13 protein-coding genes and 1 tRNA gene are annotated in these 17,772 nt (G+C 60.9%); 6 read left to right on the top strand and 8 right to left on the bottom strand.

Annotated elements, in window-relative coordinates:
* The first annotated feature begins 87 nt into the window (after positions 1 to 87).
* The 3 genes from JKL48_RS05275 to JKL48_RS05265 all read left to right on the top strand — a co-directional run bounded on the left by JKL48_RS05275 (position 88) and on the right by JKL48_RS05265 (position 4,413).
* A complete protein-coding gene (locus tag JKL48_RS05275) occupies positions 88 to 3,540 on the top strand; it encodes a TonB-dependent receptor (protein WP_201979497.1) in 3,453 nt (1,150 codons plus the stop codon).
* A 36-nt stretch (positions 3,541 to 3,576) separates the two neighbouring features.
* Positions 3,577 to 4,125, top strand: a complete 549-nt coding sequence (locus JKL48_RS05270) for a hypothetical protein (RefSeq protein ID WP_201979494.1) — start codon at positions 3,577 to 3,579, stop codon at positions 4,123 to 4,125.
* 214 nt (positions 4,126 to 4,339) lie between these two features.
* Positions 4,340 to 4,413, top strand: a tRNA-Ala gene (locus JKL48_RS05265).
* Between the two features lie 186 nt (positions 4,414 to 4,599).
* Here the strand turns inward: JKL48_RS05265 and cysK are convergent.
* From cysK to JKL48_RS05225, 8 genes are all read right to left on the bottom strand, one after another.
* Positions 4,600 to 5,523: a cysteine synthase A gene (cysK, locus tag JKL48_RS05260; RefSeq protein WP_201979491.1), complete on the bottom strand. Its 924-nt coding sequence runs from the start codon at positions 5,521 to 5,523 to the stop codon at positions 4,600 to 4,602.
* Positions 5,524 to 5,647: 124 nt separating this feature from the next.
* On the bottom strand, positions 5,648 to 6,481 hold the full coding sequence (locus JKL48_RS05255) for a serine O-acetyltransferase (protein WP_317191896.1): 834 nt from the start codon (positions 6,479 to 6,481) through the stop codon (positions 5,648 to 5,650).
* A 232-nt stretch (positions 6,482 to 6,713) separates the two neighbouring features.
* The gene (locus JKL48_RS05250) at positions 6,714 to 7,529 is read right to left on the bottom strand and encodes a mechanosensitive ion channel family protein (RefSeq protein ID WP_201979488.1); all 816 of its coding nucleotides are present in this window, start codon (positions 7,527 to 7,529) and stop codon (positions 6,714 to 6,716) included.
* 45 nt (positions 7,530 to 7,574) lie between these two features.
* Positions 7,575 to 8,300 (bottom strand): hypothetical protein, encoded by a 726-nt coding sequence (locus JKL48_RS05245; protein WP_201979482.1) that lies wholly within the window; start codon positions 8,298 to 8,300, stop codon positions 7,575 to 7,577.
* Positions 8,301 to 8,390: 90 nt separating this feature from the next.
* Positions 8,391 to 10,433: a peptidylprolyl isomerase gene (locus JKL48_RS05240; RefSeq protein WP_201979481.1), complete on the bottom strand. Its 2,043-nt coding sequence runs from the start codon at positions 10,431 to 10,433 to the stop codon at positions 8,391 to 8,393.
* Positions 10,434 to 10,518: 85 nt separating this feature from the next.
* Positions 10,519 to 11,628, bottom strand: coding sequence for a glycosyltransferase family protein (locus tag JKL48_RS05235; RefSeq protein WP_201979480.1), 1,110 nt, complete (start codon positions 11,626 to 11,628; stop codon positions 10,519 to 10,521).
* 179 nt (positions 11,629 to 11,807) lie between these two features.
* On the bottom strand, positions 11,808 to 13,382 hold the full coding sequence (locus JKL48_RS05230; RefSeq protein ID WP_201979478.1) for a T9SS type A sorting domain-containing protein: 1,575 nt from the start codon (positions 13,380 to 13,382) through the stop codon (positions 11,808 to 11,810).
* Between the two features lie 188 nt (positions 13,383 to 13,570).
* Complete coding sequence (locus tag JKL48_RS05225; RefSeq protein WP_201979473.1) at positions 13,571 to 14,065, bottom strand: redoxin domain-containing protein; 495 nt, start codon at positions 14,063 to 14,065, stop codon at positions 13,571 to 13,573.
* 251 nt (positions 14,066 to 14,316) lie between these two features.
* Between JKL48_RS05225 and JKL48_RS05220 the strand changes: the two genes are divergently transcribed.
* The 3 genes from JKL48_RS05220 (at position 14,317) to JKL48_RS05210 (ending at position 17,623) form a co-directional block, all read left to right on the top strand.
* On the top strand, positions 14,317 to 15,246 hold the full coding sequence (locus tag JKL48_RS05220; protein WP_201979470.1) for a hypothetical protein: 930 nt from the start codon (positions 14,317 to 14,319) through the stop codon (positions 15,244 to 15,246).
* A gap of 222 nt (positions 15,247 to 15,468) precedes the next feature.
* Positions 15,469 to 15,945, top strand: coding sequence for a nucleoside deaminase (locus JKL48_RS05215; protein WP_201979467.1), 477 nt, complete (start codon positions 15,469 to 15,471; stop codon positions 15,943 to 15,945).
* A 136-nt stretch (positions 15,946 to 16,081) separates the two neighbouring features.
* A complete protein-coding gene (locus tag JKL48_RS05210) occupies positions 16,082 to 17,623 on the top strand; it encodes an FAD binding domain-containing protein (RefSeq protein ID WP_201979465.1) in 1,542 nt (513 codons plus the stop codon).
* Positions 17,624 to 17,772: the final 149 nt, after the last annotated feature.

Below are 17,772 nucleotides of genomic sequence, written 5' to 3'. Positions count from 1 at the left end.
AATTTCCGTAATATTGGCCGATATTGCCCGGTCTTACCTTTGTTTCGTTTCTCACCATTCTCACTTGTTTCACCAAAGCTTTCCTGTATGAATCATCTAAGTTTACGCCATTTCCTGTTACTGGCGCTGCTGCTGCTGACCGCCCGATTGGGCTGGAGCCAGGGCGCCACGACAGCCGCTATGAGCGGTGTTATTTCGGACAAGACCGGCGCGGGCCTGCCCGGCGCCACCGTTATTGCCATCCACACGCCCACCAACACGCAGTACGTAGCCCCTACGAACTCTGACGGGCGCTTCAACATCCAGAACATGCGCGTGGGCGGCCCCTACACGGTGCGCGTCACGTTTGTAGGCTACAAGGACCTCTCCCGCGAGGGCATTTACCTGAGCCTGGGCCAGAACCAGCGCTTCGACCAGACCCTGAGCGACGCCACCACCGAGCTGGCCGAAGTGACTGTGAGCGGCCGCCGCGACCCGGTTATCAACGCCGGCCGCACCGGCGCCAGCACCACGGTGCAGCGCGAGCAAATTGAGCGCCTGCCTTCGCTGAGCCGCTCGTTTGCCGACTTCACCCGCCTCACGCCGCAGGCCAGCGGCACCGGCAACAACAGCTTCGCCGGCCGCAACGGCAACTTCAACAACATCACCATCGACGGTGCCATCTTCAACAACTCCTTCGGCCTGAGCGGCACAGTGGGGGGCCAAGCCAACGCCCAGCCCATCTCGCTGGACGCCTTGCAGGAAATTCAGGTGAACCTGGCGCCCTACGACGTGCGCCAGGGCTCGTTCACGGGTGCCGGCATCAACGCCGTGACCCGCTCGGGTACCAACGACATTTCGGCGTCGGTTTACGGCTTCCGTCGCTCCAGCAGCCTGGTGGGCAGCAAAGTGCGCGACATCGACCAGAAATTCCCGGACTTCTCGCTGACCCAGCTGGGTGCGCGCGTGGGCGGTCCCATCATCAAAGACAAGCTGTTCTACTTCGTGAGCGTGGAAGGGGAGCGCCGCGACGACCCGCCCGGCACGTTTGTGGCCAACCGCCCCGGCCTGCCCGTGCCCAGCCCTACCAGCACGACTTCGGCCGCCAGCGCCGCTGACCTCGACGTGCTGTCGGGTTTCCTGAAAAACAAATACAACTACAGCACGGGCCCCTACGAAGGCTACAAGCTGGCTCAGAACTCGGACAAGATTACGGCCAAGCTGGACTGGAACATCAACTCCAAGAACACCTTCTCCATTAAGTACAACTACCTGAAGTCGTACCGCGACGTGTCGCCCTCGGGCTCGGGCTCGCCCACGGTAACGGGTGGCCGCTCGATGTCGACCAACACGCTCCCCTATCAGGCAGCGTACTACCGCATCAACAACAACCTCAATTCGTTTATTGCCGAGTTGAACTCCACCCTCGGCGGTGGCATCTCCAACCAGCTGCAAGCTGGCTACACGGCCCAGCGCGACTTCCGTTCTTCGCTGGGCGGCTCGCCGTTCCCGTTTGTTGACATCCTGTACAATGCCAGCGGCCCCGGCGCTGTCAACAACGAATTCACTTCGTTCGGCTACGAGCTGTTCTCGCCCATCAACATCCTGAACTCCGACATCTATCAGCTGTCGGACAACATCAGCAAGACGGTGGGCAACCACGTGCTCACGCTGGGCACTTACAACGAGTATTACAAGTTCGCCAACGGTTTTGCGCCCGACCTCTATGGCCGCTACCGCTTCAACTCACTCGGCGACTTTTACGCCTCCACAGGTTACGTAATAAACGCCCAAGGGGTGCCGGCACCACGTATGGCCGACGGCACGGCAAACCCAGACCTTAATGGAACTCCAGTTCCCCTAGCCTCGGCTACCAACAACTACACGGTGCGCTACCCGCTCAACGTGGACAACGGCAACCCCAGCCTGAGCTTCCCCCTGGCCGAGACCAAAGCTGCCCAGCTCGGTTTCTATGCCCAGGATGAATGGAACGCCAAAACCAACCTGAAGATTACGACCGGTCTGCGCATCGACGTTCCGATTATCCTCAGCGACCTGCAGCGCAACAACGACGCGGCCAGCATCAAATTCCGCGGCGATTATCAGATTCTGACCGACCAGGTGCAGAAAACGTCGGTGATGTTCTCGCCCCGTATCGGCATGAACTGGGACGTGAACAACGACGGCAAAACCCAGGTGCGCGGTGGTACCGGTATCTTCACCGGCCGCGTGCCCTTCGTATGGATTTCGAACCAGGCCAGCAACAACGGCTTGCTCGGCGGTGTGTACAGCGCCAGCGGCGTGGCTTTCAACCCCACGGCCGGCTATATTCCTACTTCGGCAGCCATCGACCAAACCAAACTGCCGGCTACCTACAACCTGGCCGTTACGGACCACAACTTCAAGTTCCCGCAAGTGTGGCGCACCAACCTTGGGGTTGACCAGCGCCTGCCCGGCGACGTGGTGCTGACCCTGGACGCTATTTTCACGAAGGACATCAACGCGGTGTACTTCGACAACGTGAACCTGCCGGAGCCCCTCGCCAACGCCAAAGGTGCCGACACCCGTCAGCTCTACCGCTTGCCGACAGCTTTGAATACGAAGTCGTTCCAAGTAAGCCCTAAAATCGTGAACACGGACGGGGCCATCGTGATGCGTAACACCAACAAAGGCTATTCCTATACCCTGACGGCCATGCTGCAAAAATCGTTCAGCAATGGCCTCGCGGCCAGCTTGGGCTACACCTACTCTGACTCGCGCGACGTGGCCATCGGCGGTTCGACGCCCTTCTCGCTGTGGTCGGCACGCCCCATCTCGGGCGACCCCAATGCCAACGTCCTCGGCTACTCAGAATTCCTGCGCTCGCACCGCGTTATTGCTTCGCTCTCGTACCGCAAAGAATACATTGGTCACTTGGCCACTACGCTTTCCGGTTTCCTCGATTTGGGTCCCAACGGCCGTTTCTCGTACGTGTATAATGGCGACTTAAATGGTGACAACGTGAGCAACAACGACTTGATGTACATTCCGCGCACTCGCAGCGAAATCAATCTCGTCCCTCTGACGCTGTTCAGTGGCACCCCGCAGCAGACTATTTATAGTGCTGACCAACAGTGGACCGACCTTGACAACTACATCAACCAAGACAAATACCTCAGCCAGCACCGCGGTGAAATTGCCGAGCGCAACGGCGCCGTATTGCCTTGGGTGGCTTTTGTCGATGCCCGCTTGCTGCAAGACGTGTTCACCAACATTGGTAAGAACCGCAACACGCTGCAGTTTAGCTTGGACGTGTTCAACATTGGCAATCTTATCAACCGGAATTGGGGTGTAAGCCAGACGCAACAGCGCAACAACCCTATTAGCTTGGATGCCGTCAATTTCGACCAAGCTACGGGCCAGCCGCGTTTTAACTTCAACCCTATCACCAACGCGCGGACGGTGTTGCCGGATGGCTCGACTTCACTGAACGTGCAAACGCTGAACACCACGACCCGTTACGTCACCACGGAATCGTCGCGCTACCGCATTCAGCTGGGCCTGCGCTACACGTTCAACTAAATCAGTCGTTCATTCCGGAACCTAATTTCTTATTCCATGAAAAATAGCTTTTTATTGTTGTTTGCGGGCATGGCTTTGGCTTCATGCTCGGAAATCAACACCGACCCGGCCCCCGCGCGCCCCACGAAGAGCCAGACGGTGACTGTGAACTACAGCTTAGCCGCAACCTCTCCCCTCAGCACCGACACAGTATTGGTGAATCCCAAGCTGGAAGTGTATGTGGTAACCCCCGCCACTCAGAGCGACGGGAGCGTGCTTTACCCCTATGTGGCCACTGGTGCCGTAGCCACGGTAACACCCACCACGACGACGCAAACCGTAACGGTGCCCGCCATTGTGGTAGCAGATGGCCAGCCAGCGCCAGTCGTACGCCTCGTATTTAGCAGCGACAACCTGCCGGGCCGTCGGGCCGGTGCTCAGCGCATCACCACGGCGCTGTATGTGAACAGCACAACCACGGTGCGGGCCACCACGACCTACAGTGGGCTCGATTTCGCTCGGCCCAAGGCTGCCACCAGCACTACGCCGGCCACGCCAGCGCCGCCGTTCCGCAAACAAACCGACCTCGGGGTAGCCATCTACTAGCTGCGCCTTGGTTACCGGTGCAACAGCCAGCTTCGCCTCGAAGCTGGCTGTTGTTTTTTAGGCATGAAGGCTTTTTTGCAGCCCGCATGGAAATCTTTCGGCCTGACTTTACGCCGCTTAGCTAAAATCTTTGCCTGCGCACTTGCGCTATTGAAATCTCACCGTACTTTTGTCGAACCAAAGCGCAGTAGGCACGGTGGTAACCCACAAATCTGGGGGATTAGCTCAGCTGGCTAGAGCGCTTGCATGGCATGCAAGAGGTCATCGGTTCGACTCCGATATTCTCCACAGAAGAAGTGCATGAAGCAAAAAGCCCGACCAGTTTCCTGGCCGGGCTTTTTGCTTATCACCGGTATGCTGAGCAGAGTCGAAGCATCTCTCCCGCGCAAGTAATGTGCATTACTTGCGCGGGAGAGATGCTTCGACCGGTTCTACACGGCGTTCGAGCGAAGTCGATTGCGTCGACGCGAGTGGCTAAACAAACAATCCTTCTACCGACAGGTACCGCTCGCCGGTATCGTAGCAGAAGGTAAGGATGCGGCCGCCCTGGGGCACGTCGGGCAGCTTTTTGGCGATGGCGGCCAATGAGGCGCCCGACGACACGCCCACGAACAGCCCTTCCTCGCGGGCGGCGCGGCGCGTCATCTCATAAGCTTCCTGCTGCGACACCTGGATAACGCCGTCGAGGATGTTAACGTGCAGGTTGTCTGGGATGAAGCCGGCGCCAATGCCTTGGATGGGGTGCGGCCCCGGCGCGCCACCGCTGATGACGGGCGACGCCTCGGGCTCTACCGCAAAAGTTTTCATGCCTGGGAAATGCGGTTTTAGTGTTTCGGTAACGGCCGTGATGTGGCCGCCGGTGCCCACGCCGGTAATGTGGAAATCGAAGCCTTCGGGCGCATCGCGCAGGATTTCCTGGGCCGTGGTTTGGGCGTGGATTTGCGGGTTGGCGGGGTTGGAGAATTGCATGGGCATCCAGGCACCGGGCGTGGTGCGCACCAGCTCCTGGGCTTTTTCGATGGCGCCCTTCATGCCCTTTTCGCGGGGCGTGAGTTCCAGGTTGGCGCCGTAGGCGGCCATGAGGCGGCGGCGCTCTATGCTCATGCTTTCGGGCATGACGAGGGTGAGCTTGTAGCCTTTCACTGCCGCTACCAGGGCCAGCCCGACGCCGGTATTGCCGGAGGTGGGCTCCACAATCAGGCTGTCTTTGGTGATGAGCCCGTCTTTTTCGGCCTGCTCAATCATGCTCAGCGCAATCCGGTCTTTGATGGAGCCGCCGGGGTTGGCACGCTCCAGCTTTACCCACACCTCCACATCGGGGCGCACGGCGGCAAACAGGCGGTTGAGGCGTACCAGGGGCGTGTTGCCAATGGTGTCAAGAATGGAAGTGGCTTTCATATGGTGAAATGGTGAGTTGAGAAATGGTGAGTCGATGAAAAGGCAAGATGGTAAGGGATGTGCTTCTACGTCTAATAGACTGGAAAGACATGATTCACCACCTCACTATTTCACCACCTCACCGCTAGATGGAAAAAACCAGTTCGGCAGCGGGGTCCACGGAGCGGGAAATCTGGATGTGGGCGCGGTGGTACACGCGCGAGTGCGAGGGCACGCTTTCCGTCAGCCACACGTTGCCACCGATGACGCTGCGCGTGCCAATGACGGTGCTGCCGCCCAGGATGGTGGCCCCGGCGTAAATCACCACGTAGTCTTCGATGGTGGGGTGGCGCTTGGTGCCTTGCAGGCCTTTGGTGACGCTGAGGGCACCCAGCGTTACGCCTTGGTATATCTGCACATTGGCCCCGATGATGGCCGTTTCGCCAATGACGAGGCCCGTGCCGTGGTCGATGCAGAAGGCCGGACCGATGTGTGCGCCGGGGTGGATGTCGATGCCGGTGCGCTGGTGGGCGTATTCGCTGAGCAGGCGCGGCAGGCGCGGCAGCCCGCGCTGGTGCAGCGCATGGGCCAGCCGGTACAGAGCCGTGGCGTAAAAGCCGGGGTACGAGCTGATGATTTCGCCCAGGCCCTGAGCGGCGGGGTCGCTGGCCAAAATGGCGCTGGCATCGCGCAGCAGGGCCGCTCGCAAAGCCGGCAACTGAGAAGTAAACTCGTCGGCCAGTTCGGGCGCGGGCGCAGGCAGGTGCGGCACTTTGGCCAACAGCACGGCCAGCTCGGAGCGGAAATGGTACAAGTCGGCCGCTACGGCATCGGCGGTGGGCAGGGGCCGCTCGGCCCGCTGTGGAAACAACAAGGCCAGCAGGCTATCGGCCAGGGCGCAGAAGGCGGCACCGGGCAAGGCATCGGGCACAGAGGCGTGGGCATGGGCCAGCTCGGCTGCAAAAGAATCGGGAAGCACAATAACAGAAAATAGATAGCAAAAAGCAGCGGGGGATTTAACCAGCCCAGCAGGCGAAGGTTTCGAACCGACCCGACAACAATGGTTTCTGGTCCGTTACGTATCAGCAACATCGGGCTGCACGGTGTTGCCCCGGAACTGGCCAAAAGGTAGTGCTTTCTCGTCTTTTTCTGGCTTTTTTAGGCTTACTTGTTTACATCCTGCGCCCAGCTGTCATCAGCCGTTGTGCTTTTTAGCCGGGCAAGGTGCGCACGTAGCTGTGCGACACCGGTACGGGAGCACCCACGCCCTGCTGGGCCAGGCCCCGCTGGAGCTGCTCGATGAGGCGGGCCTGCGCGCCGGCGTTCTGGCCGGCGGCCGTGTAGGCCCGAAACGCCACCGACATGCCGCCCGGCTTGAGGCCGGTCACCGCCACCTGCGGCTCCGGGCTGGGCAGCACCTGCGCATCGGCCTGCATGAGCGGGACGGCCCACCCCCGTAGCGTATCGAGGTTGGTGTTGTTGTCGACTTCGGCCAGAATCTCGACGAGAGCTTTGTTCTGGGCCGTTTTGTTCACGATGACGTTGTTTGAAGTGGCGCCGTTGGGCAGGATGATGGTGTCGCCCTGCGGCGTGACGAGGATGGTGTTGAAAATCTGGATTTCCTTGACTTCGCCCGATTTGCCTTGCGACTCAATCGTGTCGCCCACCACGTAGGGCTTGAAAATGAGGATGAGCACCCCGCCCGCAAAGTTGGCCAGCGTGCCCTGCAAGGCCAAGCCCACCGCCAACCCAGCCGCCCCCAAAATGGCCACAAACGAAGTGGTTTCGAAGCCCACCATGCCGGCTACCGTAATCAGCAGCAGCACTTTGAGTACGATGTTGACCAAGCTGGTCAGGAACGAGGCCAGCGACACATCGAGCCGCGTGGTGGCCGCCGCAATCAGCCGGCTGGCCCAGCCAATAAGCCACCAGCCCACTACCAAGGCCACCGTGGCCATCAGCACGCGGGGCAGGTAGAGGAGCGCGAGGGTTTGAAGCTGCTGGGCGTAGGTGGCGACTTGGTTCATAGATAACGGGAAGGGGACAAGGACGGTGGCGGCAACCGGCGGACCTTACTCGGACGCCAACTGCGAATTGATTTTTCTGATGATTTTGCGGTTTTGCGCCATCACCAGGTGGTACTTGTGAATAATCTCGTGCACGCCCACTTCCTTATTCAGGTAGTTGCGCATGGGGTCGGACTGCATCACGGCCATGAAATTATTGCCCGATGCCTGGAGGTGCTCGTCGAGGTAGCGCTGAATGTTTTGCTCTTTGTAGGCCGTGAAGCCCAGCGTCATGCGCACCAGGCCGGGAACCAGTTCCTGGTAATTGTCGAGGATGTCGTTCAGCAGTTCGTCGTCTTCAATCACGCCCAGCTTGCCGGCCGATTTTAGTCCTTCGAACCGGGAAGTGTTGGGCAGCAGGTTCGTGGAATTGTACAGCGTCCACTGGTACCGGTGCACGGTATCGACGCTGAGGGTTTGCGGCGTGAGGGTGCGGAAGTAGCGAAACCCGTCCAACAGCTGCGCATACGCCAGCGAATCGAGCCGCAATTCGGTCAGGTCGCCCCGCAAGTCGGTACGCAGGCCGGTGAGAAACTTGCGTTCCTCGGCGCGCTCCACCGAGTGCTCGTGCCAGGCGTGCAACTGAATGGACAGCGTGACGGCGAACACAATGATGCCAATTTCTAATAGAATCTCCGGCAGCCGATGCCGCCAGCCTTTTGCTGCGGAGTGGCTTTCTTCCATGCCCAAGGCCTTTTTTCCGTGTTTGGTAATGAGGTCAACTTCAATCATGGTGCTGCGGCAGCTGGTAAGTTGCTCCCGGCAAGCCAGTGCCAGGCAGCGCCTGTAAAAATAGAGAGCAATCGGGCTTGCCCCAATTGGCTACTGCACCGGCACCAATTCCACACCTAGAATCTGGTCGCCAATATCAAGCTTGTGCACCACATCCATGCCGCCCACCACCTCGGCAAAAATAGGGTAGCGGCCATCCAGGTGCGGCGTGGGCGTGTGGGTGATGAAGAATTGGCAGCTTTCGGTATCCTTGCCGGCCGAGGCCAACCCCACGCTGCCTTCCTGGTAGCGCAAGTCGCCAAATTCGGAGCGCAGGTTGTAGGGGGCGCTGCCGTTGCCGTCGCCGCGCGGGTCGCCGCCCTGGGCTACGAAGTTGGGCACCACGCGGTGGAAATACAGGTTGTCGTAAAACTTCTGGCCGATGAGCGTGACGAAGCTAGCCACCGCGCCGGGCGCTTCGTTGGGCTTAAGCTCCAGCAGAATGATGCCCTTGCTGGTGCGCAGCCGCACTTGCTGGCCTACCGGTACGCTTTGCACCACGGCCCAGTCGATGGGGTGCTGCGCGGCCGTGGCCAGCGGCGTAGGCGTGGGCTTCGGGGCCTTCGTCAGCTTGTCCAGCGCCTGCTGAATGCCCTGCCAGGCTTCGATTTCGCGGGGCAGCTGCAGCTTGCCCTGCGCTTGAAGCAGGGCCGTGAGGTCGGCTTCCTGCGCTTCGGGGTAGAGCTTGGGGTCGGCCAGGGCTTCGGCGGCGGTACCGAGCTGGGCCACGTCGCCACCAGCCAAGCCCTGGCGCATAGCCGCCGCAAAATCAGCGGCGCGGGCGGCTGGGAAATCAGCATTGCGGCGCATGGTGAGCAGGGACGCCAGCGCGTAGCCCGCCACCACCGGCGACTGCCCCGCCGCAAACGCCTCACTGCGCACGAAGTCAAACGCGGCGGGCGCTTCGCTCAGCGCTTCCAGCAAAAACCCTTTTTCATACACCGTGGAAACCGTCGGGTAGCGCTTCTCAATGGTTTCGACGAGGCTGGGGCGGGCGGCGGGTGTGGCGTGGCGCACGGCTGCCCGCAGCAAAGCCGCCCGCACCCGCACCGAAGCCTGCTTATTACCATCGGCTAGGGCCGCCAGAGAAGCGCCCGACTCTCCTTTTGCGTGAGCCAGGAGCCATTCGGCCGCCGTGAGGGCCACCGGGGCCCGGTCGTGGCTCAGCGCGAAAAATACCGCTTTGCGGCTAGCTGCATAATTGCTGGTCCCGAAAGGCAGCGCCCGAATGGCACTCAGCCGCACCCGGTAGTCGGGGTCTTTGGTGGCCAGCCGCACCAGTACGGCGGCCGGGCCGGCTGGGGAAGGCGATGGCGTAACGGCGCTACCGCTGGCGGCTGTGGCATTTTCGGCCACGCCCGCCAGCTTGCCCAAGGTGCTGGCGGCGGCGGCGCGCACGGCGTAATTCCGGTCTTTCTGTGCCACCCGCAACAGGGTAGTTTCGGCCAGACGCGCCAAATCAGCATCGAGCCCGCGGGTGCGTGCCAGCCCCACGGCCGCTGCCAACCGCCCGCCCGTCGAGAGCCTGGGCAGGTTTAGCAGCCCCACCGTGCGCCGGATGCTTTCAGCGGAGCCAAGGCCGCGTAAGGCGGCGCGGCCCAGGCCCCAGGCCAAAGCGGTGGCGCGGGCCGTATCGTTCAGCGTTTCTACGCGCCAGAGCTCGGGCAGGCTGGTGCGCGTGACGGTCCGGCCCAGTGCCTCGTGCACGTAGCGGCGCACTTGGCCATCGTTTTCCTTCAGCACGCGCACCCGCAGGCTGTCCACGGCGGTGCTGTCGCCGGTTTGGCCCAGGGCATAGGCAGCGGCGCGGCGCACGCTGGGGTCGGCATCGCGCAGCAACGGAATCAGGCCGGGCACGGCCGCTTGGGCTTGCACCGAGGCGAAAGCTAAAGCGGCTTCGCGCCGATAAGTGGGGTTGGCATTGGTGAGAAAGGGCAGCAGCGCAGCGGTGTTGCGCTCGTCCTGAGCCGTGCCGATTTGGCGAATAGTGGCGTCGTGGTACTTGTTGGCCAGGTCGGCGCTGGGGCGTGGGGTGCGGGCACAGGCGGCCACCAGCAACAGCAGCGGCCAGCAGCGAAGGGTACGAATGAGCATAGTAGTTGAAAATAGCGCAGGCTTCAGCTTGCGCTTACGGCCCAAAAGGAATTGGGGCCGGACCGGGCTCCGGCGCACGCGGGCATCACTCGCCGCCCCACGAGTCGGCCTGCGGCGCGGCTTCCGACGGCAAATACTCGCCGCCAATGTCCTTGAGCACGCGGTCGAGCTGGGCAAACAGGACTTCGTTGCCACTCTGCCGGTAGCTGGTCAGCGCGTTTTCAAAACTGGCCAATCCGTAAATAAACGCCCGCAGGTTGTCGGCCGTGATGGTTTCGAAATGTCGGCCGTAGCCCATTTTCTCCACCTCGGCAGCGTTTAGCCACTGCTCAAACTGCGCCGGAATGGGAATAGCGCAAATGGGCTTGTGCAGGAAAACGGCTTCCGAAATCAGCGAGAAGCCGCCGTTAGTCACAATAGCCCGGCTGCCGGCGAGGTCGGCAATGAACCCGGCTTCGGAAAAGGCGCGGAGCTGCACGTTGCCGTGGTCTTCCTCTTTGTTGAAGCCGTACACTCGGAATTCCTGGTCGGGCAGCTGTTGGAGCAGCGGCACCAGGTTCTGCTGCGTGGTGGCCGACTGATACACCAGAATATGACTGCCTTTGGTGGACACGGCTGCCAGAATCTCGGGCCGGATGATGGGCGGCACCAGCGTAGTGCGCTCCTTGGCCAGCGGCAGGTCGAAGAAGGTAGTGACAAAATAGTGCCGGCTGTGCGGCAGCTTGGCCCGCACAATGCTTTTGGCCAGGTTGTAGTTGCCGCGCTCGGCTTTCGGCACGGCCATGTTCAGCTTGGCCCGACTGATAATCTGCATGTTGTCGATGCTGACAATGGGCAGCCGGTGCATTTTGGCAAACAGGTAGCTGAACGATTCAAAATCCGAAATCACTACTTCCGGCTCAAAATCACCCAGCAGCTCGCGGTACTTGGCAAAGTTGATGCGCAAATCTTCCGAGGCCGTGCGCAATGTGAGGGCCACGGTGCGCGCCTTGCTCACGGCCAAACCCTTATAAGCCAGGTGAAAGCCCCGAATTTCGTGCACCCGGCCCGGAAACGCGGCGGCCAGCATCTTGTAGGCCCGGCTGCTGCTCACCACGCATACCTGGTGTCCCTGGGCCAGCAAATGACCGATGACAACTTTGCTGCGGGTGGCATGGCCCAAACCCTCGCCGGGTACTCCGTACAGTATGTTCATAGCACTGTTTTTGGCTGAATTAACCCTGCTGCCGCTGATTATGGACAGAGCATTCAGTCAATTGATTGGCAAATAACCAAAATTCTGCCGGCCCCGGCAGTGCCTGGACCCGCTACCAAGCAACAAAAAGCCCTGACTGGAAGCAGTCAGGGCTTTTGTGTTCCGCGTCAATCCATAATTTATTGCGTGACAGCCAGCTTCTCGGTGCGCGTGCCTTCGTCCGACTCCAGGCGCACGACGTAGATGCCCGCCGCCAGGCCCGAAAGCGGCAGCGGCAGCTGTTGCGGGCCCGCCGGGTAAGCCTTTTCACGCGTCACGGTCCGCACCAGGCGGCCCGTGTTATCGAGCAGCGACACCGTAACGGGACCGGGGCGCTCCAGCTGAAAGCTGACCGTGGTGGCGCTGCTGGTGGGGTTGGGATACACGGCCATTTGCACGGTGCCTGGCGTGGTGGCCAGGCCCGGCGCGGTACTCAGCACAATGTTTTCGTCGCCGGTGCGGTAGGGCAATAGCTCAAAGTAGGTGAGCAGCATTTCGGCGGTGGTGCTCTCGCCCCAGGTCACGGTTTGGGGCGGGCTGAAGGGGTTGCGCGGGTTCTGGGCCGTGTTGTCGTAGGTGGCGTCGGCCATCAGGCGCGAGCCGGCCGGTAGCCGCACCAGGTTGGTGTAGCGGTAGTTGCCCTGCCAGCGGAAATCCCAGTTGTTGATTTTCACGAACCGAATTGTGTCCCCATTAGGCTTCACGGCCCACACTTTCCAGCTTTTGCTGAGGAAGTGCGCGTGCGGCGCCGTGCTCAGCACCGTCAGGTCGAACGGTACCGTGAGCTGAGCGTGAAAGGTCTTCATTTGGTTGGCCGGAAGCACAAACGGCCCGTTCGTCAGCACTGTGGGCGAGATGGCCGCCAGCGTTTGCACGTAGCGCGTGACAGGTTGGCGGGCAAAAAAGATATTGACCACCGACGAATCGTTCTGCGTCACGTAGTTGGGGCCGTAGTGAATCTGGAGCAGCAGCGAGGAGTGGCGGTAGAGCCGCTTGCCCATGCCCGAAGGGTAAAAGCGCGACTGCATGCCGGGCACCCAGGCCGCAAAAATATTCTCGACGGGGTTGAAGCCGAAACCACCGAACTGGGTGTAGCCATAGCCGGGGTCGGCGGCATCGAGGGCCTGGGCCTGCTGGGTGGTATCCATCCCGATAATGCAGTGGTGCACAATGGTTTTATTGCCGGCCCGGAACTCAATGGCTGCAATGTCGCGGTCGGTGGGCAGGTTCACGGGCAGCACGAAAATGCGGTACAAGTCCTGGCCATTGCCCTGGTGAGTGAAGGCGTGGGCCATCGGAATCACCAAATCGGGCGTGCCCAGCTGCGAGCCGCTGGGGTACGTGGGCACCGGCGGCGTGAGGGCGGGGTTGCCCTGCGGCATGCCCCCATCCACCCAGGTGCGGATTTTGGCAATTTCGGTATCGGTCAGGGTGTTTTCGTCGAGGTAGTGGCGGTAGTTGGGGTCGGGCTTCCACGGCGGCATGTAGCGCGTACCCGTCACGTACTTAATGGTTTGCGCGTGGCTCACCACTTCCGCATAGCTAGTGAGCGGAAACGGCGCTACCTCGCCGGTGCGGTGGCAGCTGGTGCAGTGCTGGTACACCAGCGGCGCAATGTCCTGGCTGAACGTGTACGGCGAGGCTTGCGCGCCCACGGGCCGAATGCCGCCGATACTCAGCGCCAGCAGGAATAAAGAGAGGTAGCGTTTCATCATGGTGTTCGGTTAGTCGAGAGGAGGGTTCAGTAAGGTAGTTTAGAACAATTCAGAACGTCATGCAGCGCGCAGCGAAGCATCTTTACTGTGTGACTAATCAGATGTACTTCCGAGGTAAAGATGCTTCGCTGCGCGCTGCATGACGTTCCGTTTACCTTGTCAAATACAACAAGTTAGATAATTCAAATTTACTCTATAAAACAGCCAATTGGTTCTGTGCGAGGCACCATAATTGGTTGGCCAGCAGCCACAGCGGCCAGCGCATCGGCCAGCTCGTGGTGCGAGGTTACGGCGCGGTGCTGGCCCAGGCCAGCGTAGGCATCGTTGAGGCGGCCCTGGTAGAGCACGGTGCGGCCGTTGGGCCCGAGCACCACCGCTTCGGGGGTTACGCGGGCGTGCAGCTGCTTGGTAAGCTTGTGGTCCGCGTCGGTTTGCAGCGGGAAAGCCAGTTGGTAGGTTTTGGCGAAGGCCGCGAGGCCGGTGGGTGTCGTTTCACGCGCCGGAAACACGCCCACAAACCGCACGCCATGCGCTCCATAACGGGCGTATAGCTCGCGCAGCGGCAGCGTGGCCGCCTGGCTGATGGGGCAGGTTTCAGCCAGAAACACGTACACCGTAGCCCGCGGTGCGGGGGCCGGCGCGTGGCCGAAAAAGCGCAGCAGCAAGAGTAGCAAAAGCGGCATCGCAGATAAGGAAAAGCCGGTGGTATCCGTTTGGGCAGCACCCGGCAACAAGAACCGGTGAGGTGGCTGCGTTGCAGGGTGCCGGCTTGGACCGGCTTGCAGCCCAAAAGTTACATAGCAAACCGGCAATAGCCCGCCCGCTTAGCGGTGGCGGGCACGTACCAGACGCTCACCGGCCAACAGCGGTTCCGTCATTTTCGGCCCGGTTTTCGTTTAAGCCGCTAAAAAGGCCTCTCGCTCACTTCACGAATATGTTTTTTTACCAGAATATCCGTCGGCCGCTGGCCAGCTTATTGGCTGCTTCGGCGTTGCTCTTAGCCAGCTCCTGCACGGCCCCGCGCGCCATTGTGGCCACGGGCAAAGTCACGCCCCAGGGCGAGTTCCGGGTGGCGTACAACCAAGGGTTTAACATTGCCACCGCGCCATTGAGCAAAGCCGGCTCGGCCCTGAAATCGGCGGCCACTACGGCGGCCACTAAGGACACCGTGGGCTACGGCGGCTCTATCACCAACCTGCAGGCGGCCGCGCTGGCCTACATCCTGGACCCCGTGCAGCCCACCGCCGACCTAAGCATTCGTTACGGCATTGTGCCGCACCTCGATGCAGGGTACAAATACGCTTTCGGCTCGCACGTTTTCGATGCGCAGTACCAGTTCATGGGTCCCACCGGCTCGCCCGAAAACCCCGAGCGTGGGGCCGTGAGCGGCGTCACCTACGGCAGCGTCGGCCTGCAGTTTGCCACCCAGCGCGCCAAGCTGCCCAGCCTGCCTTTCCTGAGCGACATCAACTCGGTGCTGAATTTCAAAGCCACCCGCAACGACTTACTTATCCCGCTCATTTTCAGCCAGTCATTCGGACCCGAAGAAGAAATTGGGGCGGTTAGCTACGGCGTAGTATATGCCCACAGCTGGGTGAACTACGGCTTTGCGCCGGGCAATGTATACATCAATTCCAACAAGATTCCGGAGCTTCCCAACCAGAGCCGCAACTTTTCTTCCTTCGGGGGCTTCCTCAATCTCAAGCTGGGGTATCGCTATTTCTACGTGATTCCGGCCATCTCCATCTTCTATCAGAACTACGGCGAATACGCCCTGCTGAACGGGGCCAGCACCTCACTCAGCGGCATGACGTTTGTGCCCTCGATAGCCTTTCAGGTGCGCATTCCCAATTTTTCCAAGTAAGCACAGGGGCTTAATGCGCAACATGCAGGGGGCGGCACCACGACTTTTCGGGCGTGGTGCCGCCTCATTTGCTTGGTTCATGTGCCACAGCGGGGGTTGTACTGGCCAATCAACCCGATACGGCCTCCCTGCGCTGCACTGCGAATGTGGCATTCTATGGCTTTCTTTGTTGCCCGTTTTTCAAAACTTTAGGCACTCTCTCCGCCTCCACTTTCCCACCCTATGGAAGCTCCCAACCCCGAATTCATGCGCGAAGCCATTCGCCTGTCCATCGAAAAAATGCAGGCCGGGCACGGCGGCCCCTTTGGCGCTGTGGTGGTGAAAGACGGTAAAATCATTGCCCGCGGCTTCAACCAGGTCACCACCACCCACGACCCCACCTGCCACGCCGAAGTCGACGCCATCCGCAAAGCGTGCAAGGAACTCGGCACCTTCCAGCTCGACGGCTGCGACCTCTACACCAGCTGCGAACCCTGCCCCATGTGCCTCGGGGCCATCTACTGGGCCCGCCCGCGCCGGGTGTTCTACGGCAATACCAAAGCCGATGCCGCCGCCATCGGCTTCGACGACCAGTTCATCTACGAAGAGCTGGACCAGCCCATGGAAAACCGTAAATTGCCCATGACGCAACTGCTGCGCGACGAGGCCTTGGCCGGTTTTCAGGCGTGGACGGAACTGGAAGGCAAGACGGAGTATTAGTCAACTGAAAAGGTAGTTATGCTGAGCGAAGGCGAAGCCTCTCTACTGCAGCAGTAATTCACTAAATTCCGAGTTAGTTGCGCGGTAGAGAGGCTTCACCTCCGCTCAGCATGACGTTCCTATTGGATTCCAATTTATGATTGAATTTTACCTCAACGACCAGCCCATCCGCACCAGCGAGGCCCCAGCCAGCGCTTTGCTCGACTTCGTGCGCTACCATGAGCAGCTAAAGGGCACGAAAATCGGCTGCCGCGAGGGCGACTGCGGGGCCTGCACCGTGCTGGTAGGCGAACTGAACGCCGACGGCCAGACCGTGAACTACCAGAGCATGACCAGCTGCCTCACGCCGCTGGGCAATGCCCACGGCAAGCACATCGTGACGGTGGAAGGCATCAACGCGGCCGGCAGCCAACTCACGCCGGTGCAAAAAGCTATTGTGGACGAAGGGGGCTCGCAGTGCGGCTTCTGCACGGTGGGCTTCGTGATGTCGCTGACGGGCCACAGCCTCAGCACCCAGCCCGCCACCGAAAAAAGCACCATCGCGGCCATCGACGGCAACATTTGCCGCTGCACGGGTTACAAGTCACTGGAGCGCGCCGCCGCCAGGCTTACTGCCGAATTGGAACAGCGCCCGAGTGAAAACGCCTTGGCCTGGCTTAGCGAGAAGCAGTTTGTGCCCGGCTATTTTGCCGAAATTCCAGCCAGACTCGCCAAGCTGAAACTCACCGAGGCCACGACAACGGGAGCCGCTGCAGTAACAATAGCCGCTGCAGCTACGCCCCACGCCAACGGCGGCAGCGTTTCGACCTCATCCAACGGCCACGCCCAGAACCAGAACGACCACGGCCATTCGGCCACTCCCCCATTTACCCATCCCCTCGTGGGAGGCGGCACCGACCTTATGGTACAACGCCTCGAAGAGCTGCGCGAGCAGCCGGGTGTGCGCCTTATTTTCGACCAGCCCGGCCGGCGCGGCATCCGCCACGAAACCACTGGCCGCGTGGTGCTGGGCGCCGCCACCACGGCCAGCCAACTGCTCGAATCGGACCTGATGCGCGGCCTGTTCCCCAACCTGCCGCAGTACCTGAAACTGGTATCGAGTACGCCCATCCGCAACATGGGCACGGTGGCCGGCAACTTCATCAACGGCTCGCCCATCGGCGACCTCACCATCCTATTCCTGGCTTTGGGCGCGTCCATCACGCTGCTCGATGCCGCCGGAGCCTCCCGCGAACTGGCCCTGCCCGACCTCTACCTCGGCTACAAAAAGCTGGCGAAAGCAGCCGATGAACAGGTCATCGAAATCAGCTTTCCCGCCCCGCTGGCCAGCGACTTCTTCCACTTCGAAAAGGTGTCCAAGCGCACCCACCTCGACATTGCCAGCGTAAATTCCGCTGCCTGGCTGCGCGTCGAAAACGGCGTCATCCAAGCAGCCCGCGTTTCGGCCGGCGGCGTGGGGCCGGTACCGCTGTACCTGGCCCGCACCAGCGCCTTCCTGCAGGGCCGCGAGCTGACCCCCGAAACCGTGACGGCCGCCAACGAGGTAATGCAGTCCGAAATCAGCCCGATTTCAGACGTGCGCGGCACCAGCGACTACAAGCGGCTATTGCTGCGGCAGCTGCTGTGGGCGCACTTCCTAGAGTTCGCGCCGGAGCTGGCGGTGGATGAATTGATATAAGAACTTACACGAGCGCCCTCCGCGGAGCGCCTCACCCCCGGCCCCTCTCCGAAAAGGAGAGGGGAGCCTGACGATTTTCGTCCGCGCATAGCCGGTGCCCCCTCTCTTTTTCGGAGAGGGGGTCAGGGGGTGAGGCGCACGTTAGAACA

This window comes from Hymenobacter rubidus, assembly GCF_016734815.1.
Taxonomy (GTDB): Bacteria; Bacteroidota; Bacteroidia; order Cytophagales; family Hymenobacteraceae; genus Hymenobacter; species Hymenobacter rubidus.
This window is presented reverse-complemented; position numbering and strand designations above follow the sequence as displayed.

Excerpts from the sequence above, each read along its gene's own strand:
- JKL48_RS05275 (WP_201979497.1), top strand. The coding sequence starts at position 88 with ATGAATCATCTAAGTTTACGCCATTTCCTGTTACTGGCGCTGCTGCTG.
- JKL48_RS05215 (WP_201979467.1), top strand. The coding sequence starts at position 15,469 with ATGGAAGCTCCCAACCCCGAATTCATGCGCGAAGCCATTCGCCTGTCC.
- JKL48_RS05250 (WP_201979488.1), bottom strand. The coding sequence starts at position 7,529 with ATGAACCAAGTCGCCACCTACGCCCAGCAGCTTCAAACCCTCGCGCTC.
- JKL48_RS05270 (WP_201979494.1), top strand. The coding sequence starts at position 3,577 with ATGAAAAATAGCTTTTTATTGTTGTTTGCGGGCATGGCTTTGGCTTCA.
- cysK (WP_201979491.1), bottom strand. The coding sequence starts at position 5,523 with ATGAAAGCCACTTCCATTCTTGACACCATTGGCAACACGCCCCTGGTA.
- JKL48_RS05225 (WP_201979473.1), bottom strand. The coding sequence starts at position 14,065 with ATGCCGCTTTTGCTACTCTTGCTGCTGCGCTTTTTCGGCCACGCGCCG.
- JKL48_RS05220 (WP_201979470.1), top strand. The coding sequence starts at position 14,317 with ATGTTTTTTTACCAGAATATCCGTCGGCCGCTGGCCAGCTTATTGGCT.
- JKL48_RS05235 (WP_201979480.1), bottom strand. The coding sequence starts at position 11,628 with ATGAACATACTGTACGGAGTACCCGGCGAGGGTTTGGGCCATGCCACC.
- JKL48_RS05210 (WP_201979465.1), top strand. The coding sequence starts at position 16,082 with ATGATTGAATTTTACCTCAACGACCAGCCCATCCGCACCAGCGAGGCC.
- JKL48_RS05230 (WP_201979478.1), bottom strand. The coding sequence starts at position 13,382 with ATGATGAAACGCTACCTCTCTTTATTCCTGCTGGCGCTGAGTATCGGC.
- JKL48_RS05240 (WP_201979481.1), bottom strand. The coding sequence starts at position 10,433 with ATGCTCATTCGTACCCTTCGCTGCTGGCCGCTGCTGTTGCTGGTGGCC.
- JKL48_RS05245 (WP_201979482.1), bottom strand. The coding sequence starts at position 8,300 with ATGATTGAAGTTGACCTCATTACCAAACACGGAAAAAAGGCCTTGGGC.